This is a genomic window from Pseudoalteromonas sp. 20-92, from assembly GCF_030847595.1.
Taxonomy (GTDB): Bacteria; Pseudomonadota; Gammaproteobacteria; order Enterobacterales; family Alteromonadaceae; genus Pseudoalteromonas; species Pseudoalteromonas fuliginea.
Map to the genome: position 1 here is coordinate 24,673 of NZ_JANJGQ010000027.1, position 17,113 is coordinate 41,785.

The following is a 17,113-nucleotide window of genomic DNA, read 5'->3' on the forward strand; positions in this document are numbered from 1 at the left end:
GCTTTTGAAAGATATAAATATCGTGCGGAAGGAGAAATGTTGCAATATGAGTGTCATTAAAAGTTAGTTTCATTGCTTTGCTTTTAGCAAAACATGTCTTTATGTCGCCTCAATCTCACAAAAAAGCAGCATTAATAACTAGCGGCTCCTATACCCATAAATCATTACAATATATGGTAGCCAAACCAATCTGGCTTTATGGTTTGTGCTTCACCGCTGGGGGTTAACTTTATATTCAATTGGCTGTCGAGTAAATCGATGGCAAAGCAATCGTCTACGTCATGTAAATCATCTTTATGGATATGGCTAAGTCCTGCGAGTAAATCGCTTTTAGCTCGCTCTTTAGCTTCATGGCTACTGCTTGCAACATACAGTGCAAAGTCGTGTTGCTCAGCCATAGAATCACTTCTGTAAGCGCCTAAATTTACAAAATAGAGTTGTTTATTTTGCTCCACATAGCTATCAACAACTTCTACTTTAAAGCCATCAATATGATTAATTGCCATGTAGCTATCCATGTGAACATTACTTCTGTCGCCTACCCACTGGCTTTTTAACTTTGAGTAGGTTTGTTCTATATTCTCCCCTACAACAAAACGAATATCATGCATTTCTATATGGCAACCCTGAATTCGCCCCCCTAAATACACCATAAATAACTGCATTTGCTTCTCTTTATAAATTATCTACATCAATATTATGTTTTTTAATCAGTTTATAAAAGTCTGAACGGTTACGTTTGGCAAGCTTAGCGCCTTCAGCTACGTTACCACCAGCCATTTTTAAAGTGTTAATTACATAGTCGCGCTCAAACTCTTTTTTAGCGTCGTTTAGTGATAATGGTTCTACGTTTTTTTCATTACTATTTAGCGCAGCTAACACTAAGTGCTCTGAAATAACATCGCTTGGCGTTAATGCTACAACCTGCTCTACTACGTTTTGTAATTGGCGGATATTACCTGGCCAATCGTAACGTACAAGTGCATGCATAGCATCGCTTGCAAAGTGTTTTTCATTTTGGTTCATGCGCTTAGCAATGCTTGCACTAAAATGTTGTGCTAATAAGCTTATATCTTCACGGCGCTCACACAGTGGCGGTAATTTTAAATTAACTACGTTTAAGCGATAGTATAAATCTTCTCTAAATTGCTGGTTTAAAATAGCTTCAGGAAGATTTTTGTGTGTTGCCGATACAATACGCACATCTATTGCTATCTCTTCTTGAAAACCTACTGGGCGAATTGTTTTTTCTTGTAATACGCGCAGTAACTTAACCTGCAAGTTAAGCGGCATATCGCCTATTTCGTCTAAAAATAACGTGCCACCCTGTGCTTGTTGAAACAAGCCTTGGTGATCTTTAATTGCACCCGTAAACGAGCCTTTTTTATGACCAAATAATTCGGATTCTAAAAGCTCCCCTGGTACAGCGCCACAGTTAATTGCAACAAAAGGGCCACCGCTTACATGACTATGCTGATGAATCGCCTGTGCGAGTAACTCTTTACCAGTACCACTAGCCCCCGAAATAAGTACATTAACTTGCGTTGGCCCAAGTAGTTTTACTTGCTCTAGTAAATGCAGCATAGCACCACTGCGCGTAACTATATTACTTTTAGGTGCAGCTTCATCAGCGTTAACACCGTGAATTTCAATTGCTTTAGCAAGGCTGTCAAATAGCTCATCTTTATCTACAGGTTTAGTTATGAATGCAAAAATGCCCTGCTTAGTTGCCTCTACTGCATCAGGAATTGAGCCGTGCGCTGTCATCATAATGACAGGTAATGCAGGGTAGCGGCTTTGCAGCTGACGATGCAGTGCCATGCCATCCATTTCATCCATACGTAAGTCGGTTATTACGGCGTCAAACACTTGGCTTTTAAGTATTTGTAGTGCGGTTAAGCCACTTTCACAGGTCGTTACTTCGTATCCTTTTGATTCGATACGAATAGCGAGCAGTTTTAATAAGCTAGCGTCGTCGTCAACGAGTAATACTTTTGCACCTTGCACTTTAGTTGCTGCCATAGTTACTGCTCCTTAGTTTCTTCTCGTAGTAAAAGCTGCTGCTCAATAGTTGCTAACGATGAGAGGGTTTCTTGCATTTTATTGTTAAGTGCTTGCTGCTCTTTTTTAGCATTTATTTGCATAGTCACTTGCTGCTTTTGAAGCCATAAATATTGCTTTATATCATCTGGCCAAAAGTAAGCTAAATCGAGTTTTAGCAACTTAGTCATTACCGTATTTGGATCATCATTTATGTTTAAGCACATAAATTTAAAAAAACGTTTAAGATCGTTTTCACCTGTAAAAATATCTTTTTTTGGCACCAATTTAAATCCGCCACACTGATTAGCGTGCCATGCAATAACTTGCTCTGCAGGCGGATAGCTAGGTTCTATTTTTGGTCTGGGTTTTGGACTAGGTTTACTGTTTTTGTCGTTCGTTATTTTGGTATCGACCACAGGTGCAGGTGTAATTGACACACGCTCTTCTTGCCCATTATTAATTTCACAACCTGATATAACCATGCTGCTACTGAGCACACATAAAATAGCGATTAAACGCAAGCGCATGTTAATTAACTCCTAGATTTTTTGTTATGGGAATTTTAATTGAAAACCGGCAACCATGCGGCTCGTTATGCTCAACAGTAAGTGTACCTCTTAGCTGTTCAACAGATTCTTTCACAATAGTTAAGCCAAGCCCACTGCCTTGCAGCGTAACATTTTTACTGTGTTTACCTTGATAAAATGCGCTGAAAATTTGAGTTTTTTCTTGCTCTTTAATACCGCACCCTTTATCAAGTACAACGATACAAAGCTGGTTTTGCTCAAGCGCTAAATTAATAGTAACGCTTTGCTTATCTTGTGAAAATTTTAAGCCATTTGAAATAAGCTGAATTAAAATCATCTCAATAAGCTCACTAGGTAAAGCAAGCTGTTTATTAGGTAAGTTATTTTGCCATTGCAGAGCTTGCTGACGCGCACTTAAGCGATGTTCAAAATGGCTATTAATTTTATTAATAAGATAGCTAAACTCAACTTCGCTTAAGCTGTCTTTACTGGTGCGAATCGCATTATAACTCAGCAGGCTGTCAATCATTGTACGAAGGCGCACCATAGATTGGCTAATAAGCTCAAGCACTGCTTTTTGCTCAGCAGTAATTGGGCCTACTATTTCATCAGTTAATAAATCAGTGCCTTCGACCATTGAAGCAAGCGGCGTTTTTAGCTCATGGGTAACATGGCGTAAAAAGGTATCTTTTTGCTGCTCAAGCATGTGAAGTTGCTCTTGCACCCATTGGAGTTTTTCTCCTAGCTCAACTAGCTCAGCGGAGCCTTTCACAGATATTTTTTGCTGCCAATGCCCCTGCCCTAGCTTATCAATAACCGTAGTTAACCCTTTTAGTCGCCCACTTATACGCCATAAAAAACCACCACCAACAATTAAAGTAAGCGGAATGAGTGCCACCAGCCAGTTTATAAATGAAGTTTGTAGGCTTGTAAGCTCATTTTGGTTATTGGTAATTTGCGCTTCATTTTTATCACGTAACCATAAAGTAAGCTCAGCAACTAAATCGCTCACTGGCACAAATAGCTCCGCTTGCTGTTGTTTTTGCTCAACAAGCTCTACATGCGCTGTTTGTAAGGTGACATATAAGCGTTGCCATTGGTGGGTGTAATCTTTATCCGTGTTTACAAATTTAAGTTCATCAATACTTTGCAGGGATGATTGCCATTTATCGACAATGAGCTTATCTAACGATTCGCTTTTTAATACCCAGTTTTGCCTAGTGGCGCGCTCAAGGCTGTTGAGTTCTTGTTTTAGAGTATTAAACGATTTGGTAACTTGGTAGTTGTTACTCACGATACTTTGAGTCACTGCTAATTGCTTGTTAAGCGCATTTAAAAATACAATCACCACTATAGAAAGCGGGAGTAACGAAAGCAGCATACTCATTGCAAATTGCCCAATTAAATTAGGCCGCCAGTTAAGCATTGCATGGTATTTTTTAGCTATGGTTGCTGGCATTTCGTTTAGTCCTTTTAAGTTAAGCGCTCTATTATTAAGTGCTTACCTTATACACTAGCTGAACCAGCAATTATATTTAATACGATTAACAGCCAGCGCTACAAAAACAATGTGTCGCCAAATAGAGACAACGTAAACCATTGATTTTTAAAACCTACCTTTAATCTCACTATATAGTGTTGCAAAAGGCATACAAAAATTACATTAAACCCCGTAAAAACTTCCCACCCCTTTCAAGTTAAAAATATAAACACCTGAAAATTAACAACAATTATTTTTGGCATCATTTTTGTACTAGCAGTAATAACTTTAATCAATAAGGAAATAATTATGAACAAACGCATTTTAGTAATTTCATCATTACTGGCTTTAGGCTTTTTAGGCGCTAACGCACACGCAATGGACGTTCACGCGACTTTTAACGAGCTTGATAAAGACAGTAATGGCACATTAAGTGAAGCCGAAGCAGGTGAAGATGCCGTTCTACACGAGAATTTTTTACAAATTGATACTAATCAAGATGGGCAATTGTCGCTAGATGAATTCAAAAAATTTATTCAATAAACTCATTTAATAAGGAACGTGATTATGAAACAACTTATAGCCGCTTTTTCATTAATGTTTTTAGCAATTAGTGCCACCGTAATTGCATCGCCAACAAGCGTGCGCTTTGCCCATTTAGATAAAGATATGGATGGACAAATATCAATTGTAGAAGCAAAGGAAGACAAAGAAGTAATGAGACAATTTGCCGACTTAGATGAAGACGGTGATGAAAAAGTCTCAAAAAAAGAATTTGAAAGCTTTAAGCCTTAATGAGTAATTACTGATTAAGCTTTACTTAAGCTTGTTACAAGTAAGCTGAATTTAAAAGCATTTGCCATAATCCCTGAGGGAGTGTGTAAAAGGATTTAATGTTGGGAGTTAAATTACGGCAAGTGCTTTTTTCCTTTTTACTTTATTTTAGCCACGAACTTTTAATACATCTTTTGGAAGGAAGACCATGAAGATACTTTCCCTTGTTATAAGCATTTTAATGCTATTAAGTTTTGATGCCGCGGCACTTGATGTAAAGCAACGCTTTGATCACCTAGATAGCGACAAAAGTGGCTATTTAACACACGACGAACTTGATCCCCAACCACAACTTTTAAACACCTTTGTAAAATGGGACAAAAACCAAGATAACCAAATTTCGCTAGTTGAATTTAAAAGTTATCTAACTAACAACCTTTACTAAGTGATTTGTATGAAAAGTATTAGCTATATAACGCTGCTGGCGTTTAGTATTTTTAGCACATTTAGTTTTGCCGCAAGTAACGACATTGCAAAGCAATTTAAAAAGCTAGATAGGAATAAAGACGGCTTTTTATCACGTTCAGAAACCGCTATAGACCCGGCTTTGTGGTCACGGTTTTCAAGCTACGACAGTGACAAAGACGGTAAATTAGCATTAAATGAATATGGCTTATATGCAAGTAAGTAGTTTTATAGCTAGGTAAACAAGCACCTAGCTTATTATATTTATATCTATTAATTACGTTCAGGTTTTATTTTTAGAACAATGCGCCAAATACTCTGCATCAGTAGGTTTTGGGCTCACCATAAAATCCATTTTGAGATAAGTTAGAATAGGTTGCTTACTCGTATTTTCAGTTGTCGCTTTCCAGCGCCATAAACCCACAGCAGCTGCCGCGTTATTATCAAACACGCCCTCAGGGTAGGACGAGATAACCTTATACCCTTGGGCTTCACCTTGTGAATTAATTAACATAGCAAGCTCAACACAACCTGAAATACTTTTCTTTGCAGCTTCTATCGGATATCGCGGCTCTACTCTTTTAACAACATCCCAGTATTCACCGGCCTTACTTCACAGTTCAGGACTCGATAAATCAATAAAACTCTGCATTTCATCGCTTACTTGTTTATCAGACGTTGAACTACAGGCTGTTAGCATCATACTCAAGGGGAGTAATAAATAGAGGGCTTTCATAGCGTTTCCTTATGCTTTATTGATTGTTTTACATACTAAATAATCACATCAATTACCTATTTTGTAAACAGTTAATATAGAGAAAAACATTAAAATGAGGTCTATTAATTCATTGGTATTATAAAATCAAGTTTGTTAATGTAAGTAAATTAACAATAAAAATTAAGCAACTATGCCACTCAAAAAAATAATCAAACCACTCATACTAGCCAGCCTTTGCGCTAGTTCTAGCTACACTCTCGCACAAACAAAAGTAATTTATAACGCCAATGGTTATACCCCTTTATACAAAGGTGAAGTAAAGCAGTTTTCTACCCTCGTTATTAAAAATGGCAAAGTAGTTAAGCTCGGTAGCGAAACACTTAAAGATAGCTACCCAGATGCCAAGCTAATTGACGCGCACGGTAACACCTTATTACCTGGCTTAATTGATGCTCATGGGCACGTTATTGGCCTTGGCGACAATTTATCGCAACTTGACGTACGCGGCGCAACATCGGTTGATGAAGTCACAAATAAACTAAAAGTATTTGCCGATAACAAACAAGGTTGGATTATAGGGCGTGGTTGGAACCAAGAGCTTTGGGCTGATACACGCTTTCCTACAGCTAAAGATTTAGACAAAGTAGTTAGCGATCGACCTGTGGTTCTTTCGCGGGTTGATAGCCACGCTATTTGGGCAAATTCAAAAGCGCTCGAACTTGCAGGTATTACCGCCCAAACAAAAGCACCTGAAGGCGGTGAAATAATTAAAGATGAATTTGACAACCCTACCGGCATATTTGTAGATAAAGCAGAATCGCTAATTACCCAGCATATGCCAGCCCCTTCAAAACAAGATATAAGCGATTCGCTTGATGCAGCAGGAAAGCATTTATTAAGTTTAGGTATTACCTCTACCCATGATGCTGGCATTGATAAAGCAACGTGGGAAGTTTACAAAGAACGCAGTGAACTAGGAAATTTACCTGTGCGTATTGTGGCCATGTTAAGTGGTGCTAGCCCCGACTTAAACACAATGCTTAAAGCAGGGCGATACCAAGACGCAAACAGTTTCATGTCAATCCGCAGTGTTAAAGTATACGCCGATGGTGCACTTGGATCTCGTGGCGCAGCTCTTATTGAAGACTATGCAGACCGTACAGGCCATCATGGATTAATGCTAGAGACACAAGAAAAACTCGAAGCACTCTTTACGCAAAGCTTTAAGCGCGGTTTTAGCGCTCACACCCATGCTATTGGCGATAAAGCAAATAAAGTGGTACTTGATGCTTATGAGAAGGTGTTTAAAAAAACGGGAGGGATATTACTTCGTAACCGTATAGAACATGCGCAAATTGTAACGCTTGAAGACATTCCTCGCTTTAAAAAGTTAAAGATAATCCCATCAATGCAACCAGTGCATGCTACATCAGATATGCATATGGCAGAGCAACGCTTAACTGAAAAACAACTAAGCGGTGCCTACGCTTGGCAATCTTTTTTACAGCAAGGTTCTATTATTGCGGCTGGGTCAGACTACCCTGTAGAACTCGCTAATCCATTCTATGGATTATATTCAGCCATTACACGCATGGACCACAATCAATTACCTAAAAATGGTTGGCGTGCAAGTGAAGTATTAAGTAGAGAAGATGCATTACGTGCATTTACTTTAGGCGGTGCGTATGCCGCACATCAAGAGTTTAAAATTGGTAGCTTAGAACAAGGTAAATGGGCTGACTTTATTTTAATAGACAAAGATTACTTTAAAATACCTGTTGATGAGATTTATGAAACGAATGTGTTGCAAACATGGATAGCAGGAATAAAACGGTACGAAAAAGAAAAAAACATTATCGATAAATAAAACCTATAAAGGGTTAACGCAAGTTAACCCTTTATAGTTACAGCGTAGTATTTTAGCTTTTAGGCGCTTCAACTTTTGGCTGACGATATATTTTTATAATGTGATATAAATTTACGAGCGACAATAAGCCGTTGGTAAAAATCACAGGTACTGCACCAATGGCAACACCATATGCAGTAAATACAATACAACCAAACATGTTGTACCAGCGTAGTTTTACTACATCAGTCATTGTTAACGATGCAACCAATAAAGCTGACGCAATATAACCTAAATATTCCCAACTCAATTGTTCTCTCCCAGCCTTTAGGTTAGCATTACACTACTGCTAGCTTATGACATTTATAAGTATTGCAAAGTAACAACAAAATAAAAAAGCTAACTTGCTTAAAAAACCTGAAAAAGTTTGCCGGAAAATACCAGCAACTTCTTAAATCATTACACGGGAAATGAAGGTAAAATAATACTCTTAGCAAAGCTAATAGTATTAGTAGCAAGTTAGCGTAAATTCTTAGTGTCTTAATGCTATCGTCATTAAGATGTAATAAATAGGACAAATGTCCGAAGAGCACATTGATGTTTCAATACCATTTTTCTAGTTACCTTGTTGATCAGCTTTTAACCTTTGCCGGTAGTAGCTATCAACAATCAAAAAAAGAAGTTCTGATCCATCAAGATCAGCCTTTAAGCAAGCTTGTGCTTGTACGCAGTGGCACTGTGTCGTTTAGTTACGATGTAGGAAATGGACGACGCCTGCTGTTAGGACAATTGGATTGTAACAACACCCTTATTGGTGAAATAGAAGCGCTAAATAATAATCCGTGTATTTATACGGTCACGTGTTTTAGTGATGTAACCTATAACCTTATTGAATTAAGGCATTGGCGCGCGCTGCTGCTTGAAAAACCAGAACTGAGTTTATACACAGCGCAGACTATAGCGGCTAAATTTCAAGAAAATCAAAAAATCAATCTAGATAAGCTATTACTACCGCTAAGCTACAACATAGCTAAAGATTGTTTACTAAGAGCCGAAAACAACAACCCTACACTGCTTAGAGCTTACCCTACGGTAAATGCAGAAGCCGAACGTTTTGCAACAACTGAGAGAGCTTACAGACGGGTTGTTACAGAACTTGTAGAAAAAGGCTTAGTGCTTAGAAGTAACGATGGTTTGCAAGCGGTTGATATACCCAAACTAAGTGAATACGTAGACAGCTTTGCTCAGCTTTAAGGTTTTTGATTAATTGGCTTGGCTGGTTAAATAATTAGTAAAACGTTATCCATAAAAAAGCTATTTAAGGCCTTACAACATTCAGTTAAAAATTTGATATGAGTCGCGATTATCAGATTTTTAATCTGACAATGTTAGAATGTGCGTGCTTGTACAGCAAATAATCCCCAATTCGCTTAATTAAGAGACCTATTTTGAGATAAGAAAATACTGTCGATAACTGGCCTATTGCAAGTAAATTCAACGCAGTTAGCGCTAAAAATTGCTGCTCGAGATGGATTTATTATCCAGAGTTCAGGTTATTTAAATATTTCAAAAAATTGCTCCACTGTATACCTTAAACAGCATTGCAATTAAATCGTGTTTTAATAGTCAACATTAATACCAATCCGTATAAACCTTTAAATAATCTAAACGGACTGGTATTACTTACTTTAGCTAAACATGTCTTTCACATCGTCAAGCATATCGTTGTATTCATCACTCGAGAACAGATCCATGGAAGGGATAACCCCTTTTTCTATATACACTTGTAAAGCAGCTGACTTATCAGAAACCTGGAGTGTTCCCTCCAAAATAGCGCCAATACGAATGAAATCGACATAACTTATTTGTTCTAACTTATAACTCGGATCAGCCCAACTTAAAGCGACATTAGAAAATTCTTCAGGAAACTCCCAAGCACGCATGATAGAAGAACCAATTTTCCCACTAAGCTTTTGAATTGCATGAGCTAAAAAGCTCGGGTTAGCAAATACTTCAGGATGACGCTCAGCTTCAGTTAAAATAGGTAACACGCCAATGTTATAAACCAATGCAGCTAGAGTGATTGAATCGCGATTTAATGAAGTATGTTTATTATTTTTTAAGTAAAACTCCATGAGTGTTATTGAATGACTCGCAACCGTTAATGTTTTTTGCCAAGCTTTGCCCATGTAGCCTTTAATTATCTCGTTATTAGATACAAATAATTGCTCCATAGCCATTGCTGTTGCAATATTTTTAATTTGACGAAGTCCAATACGTGTCACTGCTTGTTGTAAATTGGATACTTTTACAGAGCGCCCCATAATCGCACTATTAGCTACTTTTATCATACGAGCAGAAAGCGCGGGATCTTGTGATATCACATCTGCCATTTGCATCAAATTGACATCAGAGTTATCAGCAGCTTGGCGAACCTTTACAGCAACTTCAGGTAATGTAGGTAAAACGAGTGTATCGTTATTTATTCTATCGACTAAAATTGTTAATAATGCATTTTCTGTAGACATAGATCTGTCATCCTTTTGTTCTTCGATTGCAATGCAACTGCAAACTTCGACAATTAATTTTTGTAATTTTCATAGTGCAATTAGTATTGTCTAACTTACCGCTAAAGTTAAGAAAATTATAGAAGTTTATTTCTTATTCTATGTCTTTTATCGCAAGGACTTGTCTTACAACGCCTAACACTTGCTATTTACCATTTAGTTTTGCTTTAATGCAGTCACTATAAGCAAACGTTTATATGTATTTAGCTACTTAGCTGGTGCATAAAAATTATTAAACTTACTTTTCAAACAGGCAACATAATGATCTTAAATAAAATTAGCCAAGCAATTATGCTCTCTGGTGTCGTTTTTCTTAGTGCATGTTCTGAACAAGCGCCGTCTTCTACCGACAACACAGCCGTAGAGCTTGCTCAAAAAAGCAGTGCACAATCAGGCCCTAAGCTTATTAATGCAGATAAACAACGTTTAGATATTTACACCGACTTTAGTCTGCAAAGTGATTTATCACACTTGAGCGACAACCAACGAGCGATGGTTGCACAGCTTATTGACGCCTCAAAAGTAATGGACGAGTTATTTTGGAAACAAGCATTTGGTGATAATAAAGATGCTTTTTTAGCAAAGCTAAGTGACGAAAAAGTACGTCAATTTGCCGATATAAACTATGGCCCATGGGATCGTTTAAATGGCGATGAAGCGTTTTTATCAGGTTATAAAGAAAAGCCACTTGGTGCACAGTTTTACCCTGCTGACATAACCAAAGAAGAATTAAATAATGCAGACGTAAAAGACAAAACAGGGCTTTATTCTGTAATTAAGCGTGATGAGCAAGGTAAGCTTTATAGCGTACCCTACTCGAAAGAGTACGCTGCAGAACTTGCAAAAGCAGCTGATCTTTTGCGCGAAGCCAGTAAGCTCGCCGATGACAAAGAATTTGCTAGTTACTTAAACCTACGCGCTGATGCTCTGCAAAAAGATGACTTCCAAGTCTCTGACTTTGCATGGATGGACATGAAAAATAACCCTATTGATGTGGTTATTGGTCCTATAGAAACTTATGAAGATCAGTTATTTGGTTACCGCGCTGCTTATGAATCTTACGTACTTATTAAAGATTTAAAATGGAGTGAACGCCTAGCTAAATTTGCAGCATTTTTACCTGAGCTTCAAAAAGACTTACCCGTTGATGCTAAGTACAAACAAGAAGTACCAGGCTCTGACGCCGACCTAAATGCATATGATGTTGTTTACTACGCTGGGCATTCAAATGCAGGCAGTAAAACAATCGCAATTAACTTACCAAACGATGAACAAGTGCAGCTAGAAAAAGGAACTCGTCGTCTACAACTTAAAAATGCGATGCGTGCTAAATTTGATAAAATTTTAGTGCCAATTTCAGAGCAGCTAATTGTACCAGAGCAGCGTAAACACATTACTTTTGATGCATTTTTTGCCAATACGATGTTCCATGAAGTGGCTCACGGTTTAGGTATTAAAAATACAATCACAGGTAAAGGCACTGTTCGTCAATCACTACAAGAACACGCAAGTGCACTTGAAGAAGGTAAAGCCGATATTTTAGGTCTATACATGATTGAACAGTTACTTAAAAAAGGCGAAATTACTGAAGGCACTATTGAAGATTATTACACGACCTTCATGGCAGGTATATTCCGCTCAGTTCGTTTTGGAGCATCAAGCGCGCATGGTAAAGCAAATATGATCCGCTTTAACTTTTTTGCTCAAGAAGGTGCTTTTTCTAAAAATGAAGCAGGCTTATACCGCGTTAATATGGAAAAAATGAGCATTGCAATGGCCAAGCTTTCTCGCTTAATTTTAACCTTACAAGGTGATGGCGATTACGAAAAAGTAGATCAACTAATTGCAACGCATGGCGACATTAAAGAAGAACTAGCTAAAGACTTAGATAAACTAAGCAAAGCAAATATTCCTGTAGATGTAACGTTTAAACAGGGTAAAAAAGTACTAGGGCTTAAGTAAGTTTAGTTAAACTTAGCTAAACCCTAAAAAAGCGTTGCAGCTTAAAACTGCAGCGCTTTTTTTAACTCTGTAATTTGTAGTTCGGTATACGGCACTGCAGGGTGCTTACCCCAAATCGGCGCAGGCCAAGCAGCATCAGTCGTAAAACGTGCAATATGATGAATATGTAATTGCGGAACTACATTACCTAAAGCCGCTATGTTTAATTTATCAGGTTTAAATACATCCATTAATAATTTACTTAGCTTGGCTGACTCATTTAAATACACAATTTGATCACTCTCAGATAAATCAATTATCTCTTTTAAGTTTGCTTGCCTAGGTACTAATACAAACCACGGATACAGGCTGTCGTTTAATAAAAGTACCTTACATAATGGCCAATCGGCAAGCTCTATGCAGTCACGTTTAAGCTCCGGCGCTAGTTTAAATTCAGGGTTAGTCATTGTTATGTCCTACTTTGTCTTTAATAATTGCCACTTTATAGCATTTAGTTGCAGTTGCACACGCTTGGCTTTACCATTCAAAGCAATATTTATAAAAGCGAAGGCAACCTTGTGCTAAAAAAAATAAAACATCTTTCACTGGCCCTGCCATTAATGGTTGGCACCCTTGCTGTTCAAGCAAAACCTTTATCGCTGGAGCGTATTTTTGACGATCCAAGCTTGTCGGGTAAATCACCTGTGCAACTTAAATTTTCGCCTGACGGCAGCCGTGTGACTTATTTGCAAGGTAAAAGCGATGACTACAATCGCTACGATTTATGGGAATACAACCTAAAAGATAACACCAATCGTGTGCTAGTTGATTCGGCAAAGTTATTTTCAGGCCCAGAAAATCTATCAGATGAAGAAAAAGCACGCCGCGAACGCCAACGTATTTTTGGTAAAGGCATACTTGAATACAAATGGTCTAAAGACGGTAAAGCACTTTTGTTCCCACTCAATGGCGACCTTTATTATTACGATTTAGCCTCAGCTAAAAGTAAAAAATTAACCGACACTGAAACATTTGAAACCGATGCACGCTTTTCACCTAAAGGTAACTACGTATCGTTTATTCGAGAGCAAAACCTATTCGCTTTAGAGCTTGAATCAGGTAAAGAAATTCAGCTTAGTAAAGATGGCGGCGGCGTAATTAAAAACGGCATGGCCGAATTTGTTGCTCAAGAAGAAATGAGCCGCATGACAGGTTATTGGTGGTCAGGTGATGAAACTAAAATTGCCTATACGCGTGTTGACGAAACTCCAGTAAAAGAAGCTATCCGTAACGAAATTTACGCTGATGAAGTTAAATTATTTAACCAGCGCTACCCGTTTACAGGTACCGATAACGTAAAAATTCAACTCGGTGTGGTTAAGCTAAACGATCAAAAAGTAGATTGGATTGATTTAGGTAAAGATGAAGACATTTATATCGCGCGTGCTAAATGGCTAAAAGATGGCAATACATTGTCGTACCAATGGCAAAATCGCTCGCAACATAAATTAGAGCTGCATTTTTATAACAGCGAAACTAAAGTCCAAAAAGTAGCATTAACCGAAAACAGTGAAACGTGGATTAACCTACATTTTGATCTTGCGTTTTTAAAAGACAAAAAACACTTTGTATGGGCATCTGAACGCGACGGCTTTAAACATTTATATCTGTATCGCACAAACGGTCAACTTGTTCGTCAAATCACCTCTGGTGATTGGGCTGTTGATAGTTTAAAAGGCATTGATGAGAAAAAAGGCATTGTGTATTTTGCTGGTCGAAAAGATACACCGCTTGAAAGCCATTTATACAGCGCGCCTTTATTTAAAAAAGGCGATGCCAAACGTATCACCAAAAAAGGTCAATACCATAATGTTGTGCTAGCAAAAGACAATAAAACCTTTATCGATAATAGCTCGTCTGATAATAAACCAAACTCAGCAGCACTTCGTAAAGTAAACGGAGAATTTATTACCTGGCTTGAAGAAAATAAGCTAGATAGTAGCCACCCCCTTACTCCTTATTTAAGCGACTTAACAAAACCAGAATACGGCACAATTAAAGCCGAAGATGGCCAAGTTATGCATTACCGTTTATTTAAGCCTAGCAACATTGCTGATGGCAAAAAGCACCCTGTTATTGTTAACGTATACGGCGGCCCGCATGCTCAGCGAGTAACGAATAGCTGGCGCAGTAAAAACTTGTACTTTCAGTACATGGCGCAACAAGGTTATGTCATTTTTCAACTGGATAACCGTGGTTCGTACAACCGTGGTAAAAAGTTTGAAGATGCTATTTATAAACATTTAGGTGTGGTTGAAGTTGCCGATCAAATTAAAGGCGTAGAGTTTTTACGTACACTTGATTACGTAGACCCACAACGCATAGGTGTTTATGGCCACAGCTACGGCGGCTACATGGCGCTTATGACTATGTTTAAAGCGGGCGATTACTTTCAAGCCGGCGTATCAGGTGCTCCAGTAACCGATTGGGCTCTATACGATACGCATTACACAGAGCGTTATTTAGGTCACCCCGATACAAATGCTAAAGGCTATGAAGACAGCGCAGTATTTCCATATGCAGATGGCTTAAAAGGCCCATTAATGATTTATCATGGTATGGCTGACGACAACGTATTGTTTACGCATTCCACTAAATTATTTAAACAACTGCAAGATAACGAAAAACAGTTTGAAATGATGACCTACCCTGGCTCTAAACACAGCCTACGTGGGAAACAAGTGCAAACACACTTACATCAAACCATAACAAACTTCTTTAATCGTCATTTTGATGTTAAATAGATGAGTTAATATTAAAGGTAGACTAAAGGCTGATTGAAAAATCAGCCTTTTTTTGTTTTATTAGCGGCTAAGCCTAGATTAAATACACTTTTTAGCTACGCTTATTCTAAGCACTTAATAGTGCAAACTCATAAAGGATAAATGTATGCTTAATCTTCGTCGTTTTAGTATTTTCCAGCGTTTTGCCATTTTAGTAGGTATTGTTATTTTTGGCTTAATTGTATTGAGTATTTCGAGCTTAACTCACCAATACAATGCCCTTAAGAACGAACAATACCTTAAAACACAAAATGTAGTAGAAACCGCGTATAGCATAATCGATCACTTTTATGAGCTTGAACAAAATAAAGCGCTTACGCAAAAACAAGCTCAATCCCAAGCGATACAAACTATTCGTGCACTTAGATACGATGAAACTAATTATTTTTGGATTAATAACTACCAACCAGAAATGGTAATGCACCCCATAAAACCAGCACTTGAAGGCAAAAGCCTAATCAATAATAAAGATCCCGACGGGAAAGCACTATTTGTTGATATGGTAAATATAGTGAAAAAAGATGGCGAGGGTTTTATACCTTATAAATGGCCAAAACCAGGTAAAGATAAACCCGTTGAAAAAATTGCATTTGTTAAAGGATTTAATCAGTGGCAATGGATTGTTGGCTCTGGTGTTTACCTTGATTCAATTGATACCGCATTTTCAGAACAACGAAACCTAATTATTCTCAATGCTGTTGTAATGATATTAGCCATTATTTTACTTAGCTATTTTATTGGCAAAAGTATTCTTATCCCAACACGTCTTGCAGCCGATATGATGAAAGATATTTCTCAAGGCGAAGGCGATTTAACGCGAACTTTAAATGAAGAAGGCAACGATGAGATTTCTGAGCTTTCTAAATCATTTAATTCCTTTATATCAAAAATGCGTGAATCACTAACTAATGTTTCACAAAGTGTACGAGACGTTAATGAGCACGTTCATACTGTTGACGAATCAAGTAAAACAAGTCAATCGTTCATAGAATTACAAAACGACAGCTCTACTCAAGTTGCCGCCGCAATGGAGCAAATGACTCACCAAATACATGATGTAAGCCGTAATGCGGAAGCCGCAGAACAGGCTGCTAATGATGCAGCTAAAAATGCATCTACTGGTAAAAATGTTGTAGCTAAAACAATCACTGCCATAGAAACCCTTTCTAGCAATATAGAAACAGTGAGCCGTGTAACGGAAGATCTAGCTAACGAAAGCCATAATATAGGTTCTGTACTCGATGTTATTAGAAGTATTTCGGAGCAGACCAACTTACTTGCACTTAACGCTGCAATTGAGGCAGCTCGAGCAGGTGAGCACGGCCGAGGCTTTGCCGTTGTTGCCGACGAAGTGCGCACACTAGCGAGTCGTACGGGGAAAAGTACTGATGAAATTCAATCAATGATCACCAAGCTGCAAGAAGGTACTAAAGCAGCTGTTGAAGCCGTAAAAGCGAGCCAAACACTTTCCGTATCAACGGTTGATCAAGCATCATCTGCCAACACGTCACTTAACGAAATTGAAAGACTTGTATCAGTAATAACTGAAATGAACAGTCAAATAGCGCGTGCTACTGAACAGCAAACATCTGCAGCCGATGAAGTTAATTTACGTATTAATGACCTATCACATTCAACTGAACAGTCGTTAAGCAATACAAAACAACTTACCGATGCTAGTGATAAACTAAAACAAAGCAGCTCGGAGTTATCCAATGTTGTTAACCGCTTTAAGCTATAGTTTAAATATTGAACTCAGAATAAAAATCAGCCTCGAATCACATTTTAAATAGTGTAAATTAAAAGCCCCAAATTATGGTTCATAATTTGGGGCTTTTATTTATATATTGAGGCCTGCTTATCTTTCCAGATTAAATTTTCAGCTGTATGTTTGGTAATTAAGCAAAGC

At 38.0% G+C, this 17,113-nt stretch carries 17 protein-coding genes and 1 pseudogene; 9 read left to right on the top strand and 9 right to left on the bottom strand.

What is annotated here, in order from left to right:
* Positions 1 to 164: 164 nt before the first annotated feature.
* The 4 genes from NRL14_RS18005 to NRL14_RS18020 are packed head-to-tail and all read right to left on the bottom strand — an operon-like array spanning position 165 to position 4,029.
* Positions 165 to 665, bottom strand: coding sequence for a DUF1543 domain-containing protein (locus tag NRL14_RS18005; RefSeq protein ID WP_306725297.1), 501 nt, complete (start codon positions 663 to 665; stop codon positions 165 to 167).
* 10 nt (positions 666 to 675) lie between these two features.
* Entirely contained in the window at positions 676 to 2,022 is a 1,347-nt protein-coding gene (locus NRL14_RS18010) for a sigma 54-interacting transcriptional regulator (RefSeq protein ID WP_306725298.1), read from the bottom strand.
* Between the two features lie 2 nt (positions 2,023 to 2,024).
* Positions 2,025 to 2,570, bottom strand: a complete 546-nt coding sequence (locus NRL14_RS18015; RefSeq protein ID WP_024607489.1) for a hypothetical protein — start codon at positions 2,568 to 2,570, stop codon at positions 2,025 to 2,027.
* A gap of 1 nt (position 2,571) precedes the next feature.
* Positions 2,572 to 4,029: a sensor histidine kinase KdpD gene (locus NRL14_RS18020; protein WP_306725299.1), complete on the bottom strand. Its 1,458-nt coding sequence runs from the start codon at positions 4,027 to 4,029 to the stop codon at positions 2,572 to 2,574.
* A gap of 330 nt (positions 4,030 to 4,359) precedes the next feature.
* Here NRL14_RS18020 and NRL14_RS18025 point away from each other — a divergent pair, with 330 nt between their 5' ends.
* The 4 genes from NRL14_RS18025 (at position 4,360) to NRL14_RS18040 (ending at position 5,515) form a co-directional block, all read left to right on the top strand.
* Positions 4,360 to 4,593, top strand: coding sequence for a cag pathogenicity island protein Cag25 (locus tag NRL14_RS18025; protein ID WP_007581561.1), 234 nt, complete (start codon positions 4,360 to 4,362; stop codon positions 4,591 to 4,593).
* Positions 4,594 to 4,617: 24 nt separating this feature from the next.
* On the top strand, positions 4,618 to 4,845 hold the full coding sequence (locus NRL14_RS18030; protein WP_169044215.1) for a hypothetical protein: 228 nt from the start codon (positions 4,618 to 4,620) through the stop codon (positions 4,843 to 4,845).
* A gap of 187 nt (positions 4,846 to 5,032) precedes the next feature.
* Positions 5,033 to 5,269 carry a hypothetical protein gene (locus NRL14_RS18035; protein ID WP_007581558.1) on the top strand — a complete coding sequence of 79 codons (237 nt, stop codon included), beginning with the start codon at positions 5,033 to 5,035 and terminating at the stop codon, positions 5,267 to 5,269.
* 9 nt (positions 5,270 to 5,278) lie between these two features.
* On the top strand, positions 5,279 to 5,515 hold the full coding sequence (locus NRL14_RS18040; protein ID WP_024598659.1) for a calcium-binding protein: 237 nt from the start codon (positions 5,279 to 5,281) through the stop codon (positions 5,513 to 5,515).
* A gap of 57 nt (positions 5,516 to 5,572) precedes the next feature.
* Here NRL14_RS18040 and NRL14_RS18045 read toward each other — a convergent pair.
* Both NRL14_RS18045 and NRL14_RS18050 read right to left on the bottom strand, forming a co-directional pair.
* Positions 5,573 to 5,851, bottom strand: a pseudogene (locus NRL14_RS18045) (energy transducer TonB); the annotation flags it as partial.
* A 51-nt stretch (positions 5,852 to 5,902) separates the two neighbouring features.
* Positions 5,903 to 6,025, bottom strand: a complete 123-nt coding sequence (locus NRL14_RS18050; protein WP_306725300.1) for a hypothetical protein — start codon at positions 6,023 to 6,025, stop codon at positions 5,903 to 5,905.
* 172 nt (positions 6,026 to 6,197) lie between these two features.
* On the opposite strand from NRL14_RS18050, the gene NRL14_RS18055 reads away from it, so the two are divergent.
* Positions 6,198 to 7,874: an amidohydrolase gene (locus NRL14_RS18055; protein ID WP_306725301.1), complete on the top strand. Its 1,677-nt coding sequence runs from the start codon at positions 6,198 to 6,200 to the stop codon at positions 7,872 to 7,874.
* 52 nt (positions 7,875 to 7,926) lie between these two features.
* Here the strand turns inward: NRL14_RS18055 and NRL14_RS18060 are convergent, their stop codons facing one another.
* Positions 7,927 to 8,163, bottom strand: a complete 237-nt coding sequence (locus NRL14_RS18060) for a YgjV family protein (RefSeq protein WP_007377025.1) — start codon at positions 8,161 to 8,163, stop codon at positions 7,927 to 7,929.
* A 287-nt stretch (positions 8,164 to 8,450) separates the two neighbouring features.
* On the opposite strand from NRL14_RS18060, the gene NRL14_RS18065 reads away from it, so the two are divergent.
* Entirely contained in the window at positions 8,451 to 9,107 is a 657-nt protein-coding gene (locus tag NRL14_RS18065; protein WP_002962665.1) for a Crp/Fnr family transcriptional regulator, read from the top strand.
* Between the two features lie 434 nt (positions 9,108 to 9,541).
* Here the strand turns inward: NRL14_RS18065 and NRL14_RS18070 are convergent, their stop codons facing one another.
* The gene (locus NRL14_RS18070) at positions 9,542 to 10,381 is read right to left on the bottom strand and encodes an HDOD domain-containing protein (protein ID WP_007377026.1); all 840 of its coding nucleotides are present in this window, start codon (positions 10,379 to 10,381) and stop codon (positions 9,542 to 9,544) included.
* A 300-nt stretch (positions 10,382 to 10,681) separates the two neighbouring features.
* Here NRL14_RS18070 and NRL14_RS18075 point away from each other — a divergent pair, with 300 nt between their 5' ends.
* The gene (locus NRL14_RS18075) at positions 10,682 to 12,382 is read left to right on the top strand and encodes a Zn-dependent hydrolase (RefSeq protein WP_306725302.1); all 1,701 of its coding nucleotides are present in this window, start codon (positions 10,682 to 10,684) and stop codon (positions 12,380 to 12,382) included.
* A gap of 41 nt (positions 12,383 to 12,423) precedes the next feature.
* On the opposite strand, the gene NRL14_RS18080 is transcribed toward NRL14_RS18075, so the two are convergent.
* Positions 12,424 to 12,828, bottom strand: coding sequence for an HIT domain-containing protein (locus tag NRL14_RS18080; protein ID WP_008137532.1), 405 nt, complete (start codon positions 12,826 to 12,828; stop codon positions 12,424 to 12,426).
* Between the two features lie 111 nt (positions 12,829 to 12,939).
* Between NRL14_RS18080 and NRL14_RS18085 the strand changes: the two genes are divergently transcribed.
* Positions 12,940 to 15,165 carry a S9 family peptidase gene (locus tag NRL14_RS18085; protein ID WP_306725303.1) on the top strand — a complete coding sequence of 742 codons (2,226 nt, stop codon included), beginning with the start codon at positions 12,940 to 12,942 and terminating at the stop codon, positions 15,163 to 15,165.
* 145 nt (positions 15,166 to 15,310) lie between these two features.
* On the top strand, positions 15,311 to 16,945 hold the full coding sequence (locus NRL14_RS18090) for a methyl-accepting chemotaxis protein (protein WP_008137536.1): 1,635 nt from the start codon (positions 15,311 to 15,313) through the stop codon (positions 16,943 to 16,945).
* The last annotated feature ends 168 nt before the right edge of the window (positions 16,946 to 17,113 follow it).

Excerpts from the sequence above, each read along its gene's own strand:
- NRL14_RS18005 (WP_306725297.1), bottom strand. The coding sequence starts at position 665 with ATGCAGTTATTTATGGTGTATTTAGGGGGGCGAATTCAGGGTTGCCAT.
- NRL14_RS18010 (WP_306725298.1), bottom strand. The coding sequence starts at position 2,022 with ATGGCAGCAACTAAAGTGCAAGGTGCAAAAGTATTACTCGTTGACGAC.
- NRL14_RS18015 (WP_024607489.1), bottom strand. The coding sequence starts at position 2,570 with ATGCGCTTGCGTTTAATCGCTATTTTATGTGTGCTCAGTAGCAGCATG.
- NRL14_RS18020 (WP_306725299.1), bottom strand. The coding sequence starts at position 4,029 with ATGCCAGCAACCATAGCTAAAAAATACCATGCAATGCTTAACTGGCGG.
- NRL14_RS18025 (WP_007581561.1), top strand. The coding sequence starts at position 4,360 with ATGAACAAACGCATTTTAGTAATTTCATCATTACTGGCTTTAGGCTTT.
- NRL14_RS18030 (WP_169044215.1), top strand. The coding sequence starts at position 4,618 with ATGAAACAACTTATAGCCGCTTTTTCATTAATGTTTTTAGCAATTAGT.
- NRL14_RS18035 (WP_007581558.1), top strand. The coding sequence starts at position 5,033 with ATGAAGATACTTTCCCTTGTTATAAGCATTTTAATGCTATTAAGTTTT.
- NRL14_RS18040 (WP_024598659.1), top strand. The coding sequence starts at position 5,279 with ATGAAAAGTATTAGCTATATAACGCTGCTGGCGTTTAGTATTTTTAGC.
- NRL14_RS18050 (WP_306725300.1), bottom strand. The coding sequence starts at position 6,025 with ATGAAAGCCCTCTATTTATTACTCCCCTTGAGTATGATGCTAACAGCC.
- NRL14_RS18055 (WP_306725301.1), top strand. The coding sequence starts at position 6,198 with ATGCCACTCAAAAAAATAATCAAACCACTCATACTAGCCAGCCTTTGC.
- NRL14_RS18065 (WP_002962665.1), top strand. The coding sequence starts at position 8,451 with ATGTTTCAATACCATTTTTCTAGTTACCTTGTTGATCAGCTTTTAACC.
- NRL14_RS18070 (WP_007377026.1), bottom strand. The coding sequence starts at position 10,381 with ATGTCTACAGAAAATGCATTATTAACAATTTTAGTCGATAGAATAAAT.
- NRL14_RS18075 (WP_306725302.1), top strand. The coding sequence starts at position 10,682 with ATGATCTTAAATAAAATTAGCCAAGCAATTATGCTCTCTGGTGTCGTT.
- NRL14_RS18080 (WP_008137532.1), bottom strand. The coding sequence starts at position 12,828 with ATGACTAACCCTGAATTTAAACTAGCGCCGGAGCTTAAACGTGACTGC.
- NRL14_RS18090 (WP_008137536.1), top strand. The coding sequence starts at position 15,311 with ATGCTTAATCTTCGTCGTTTTAGTATTTTCCAGCGTTTTGCCATTTTA.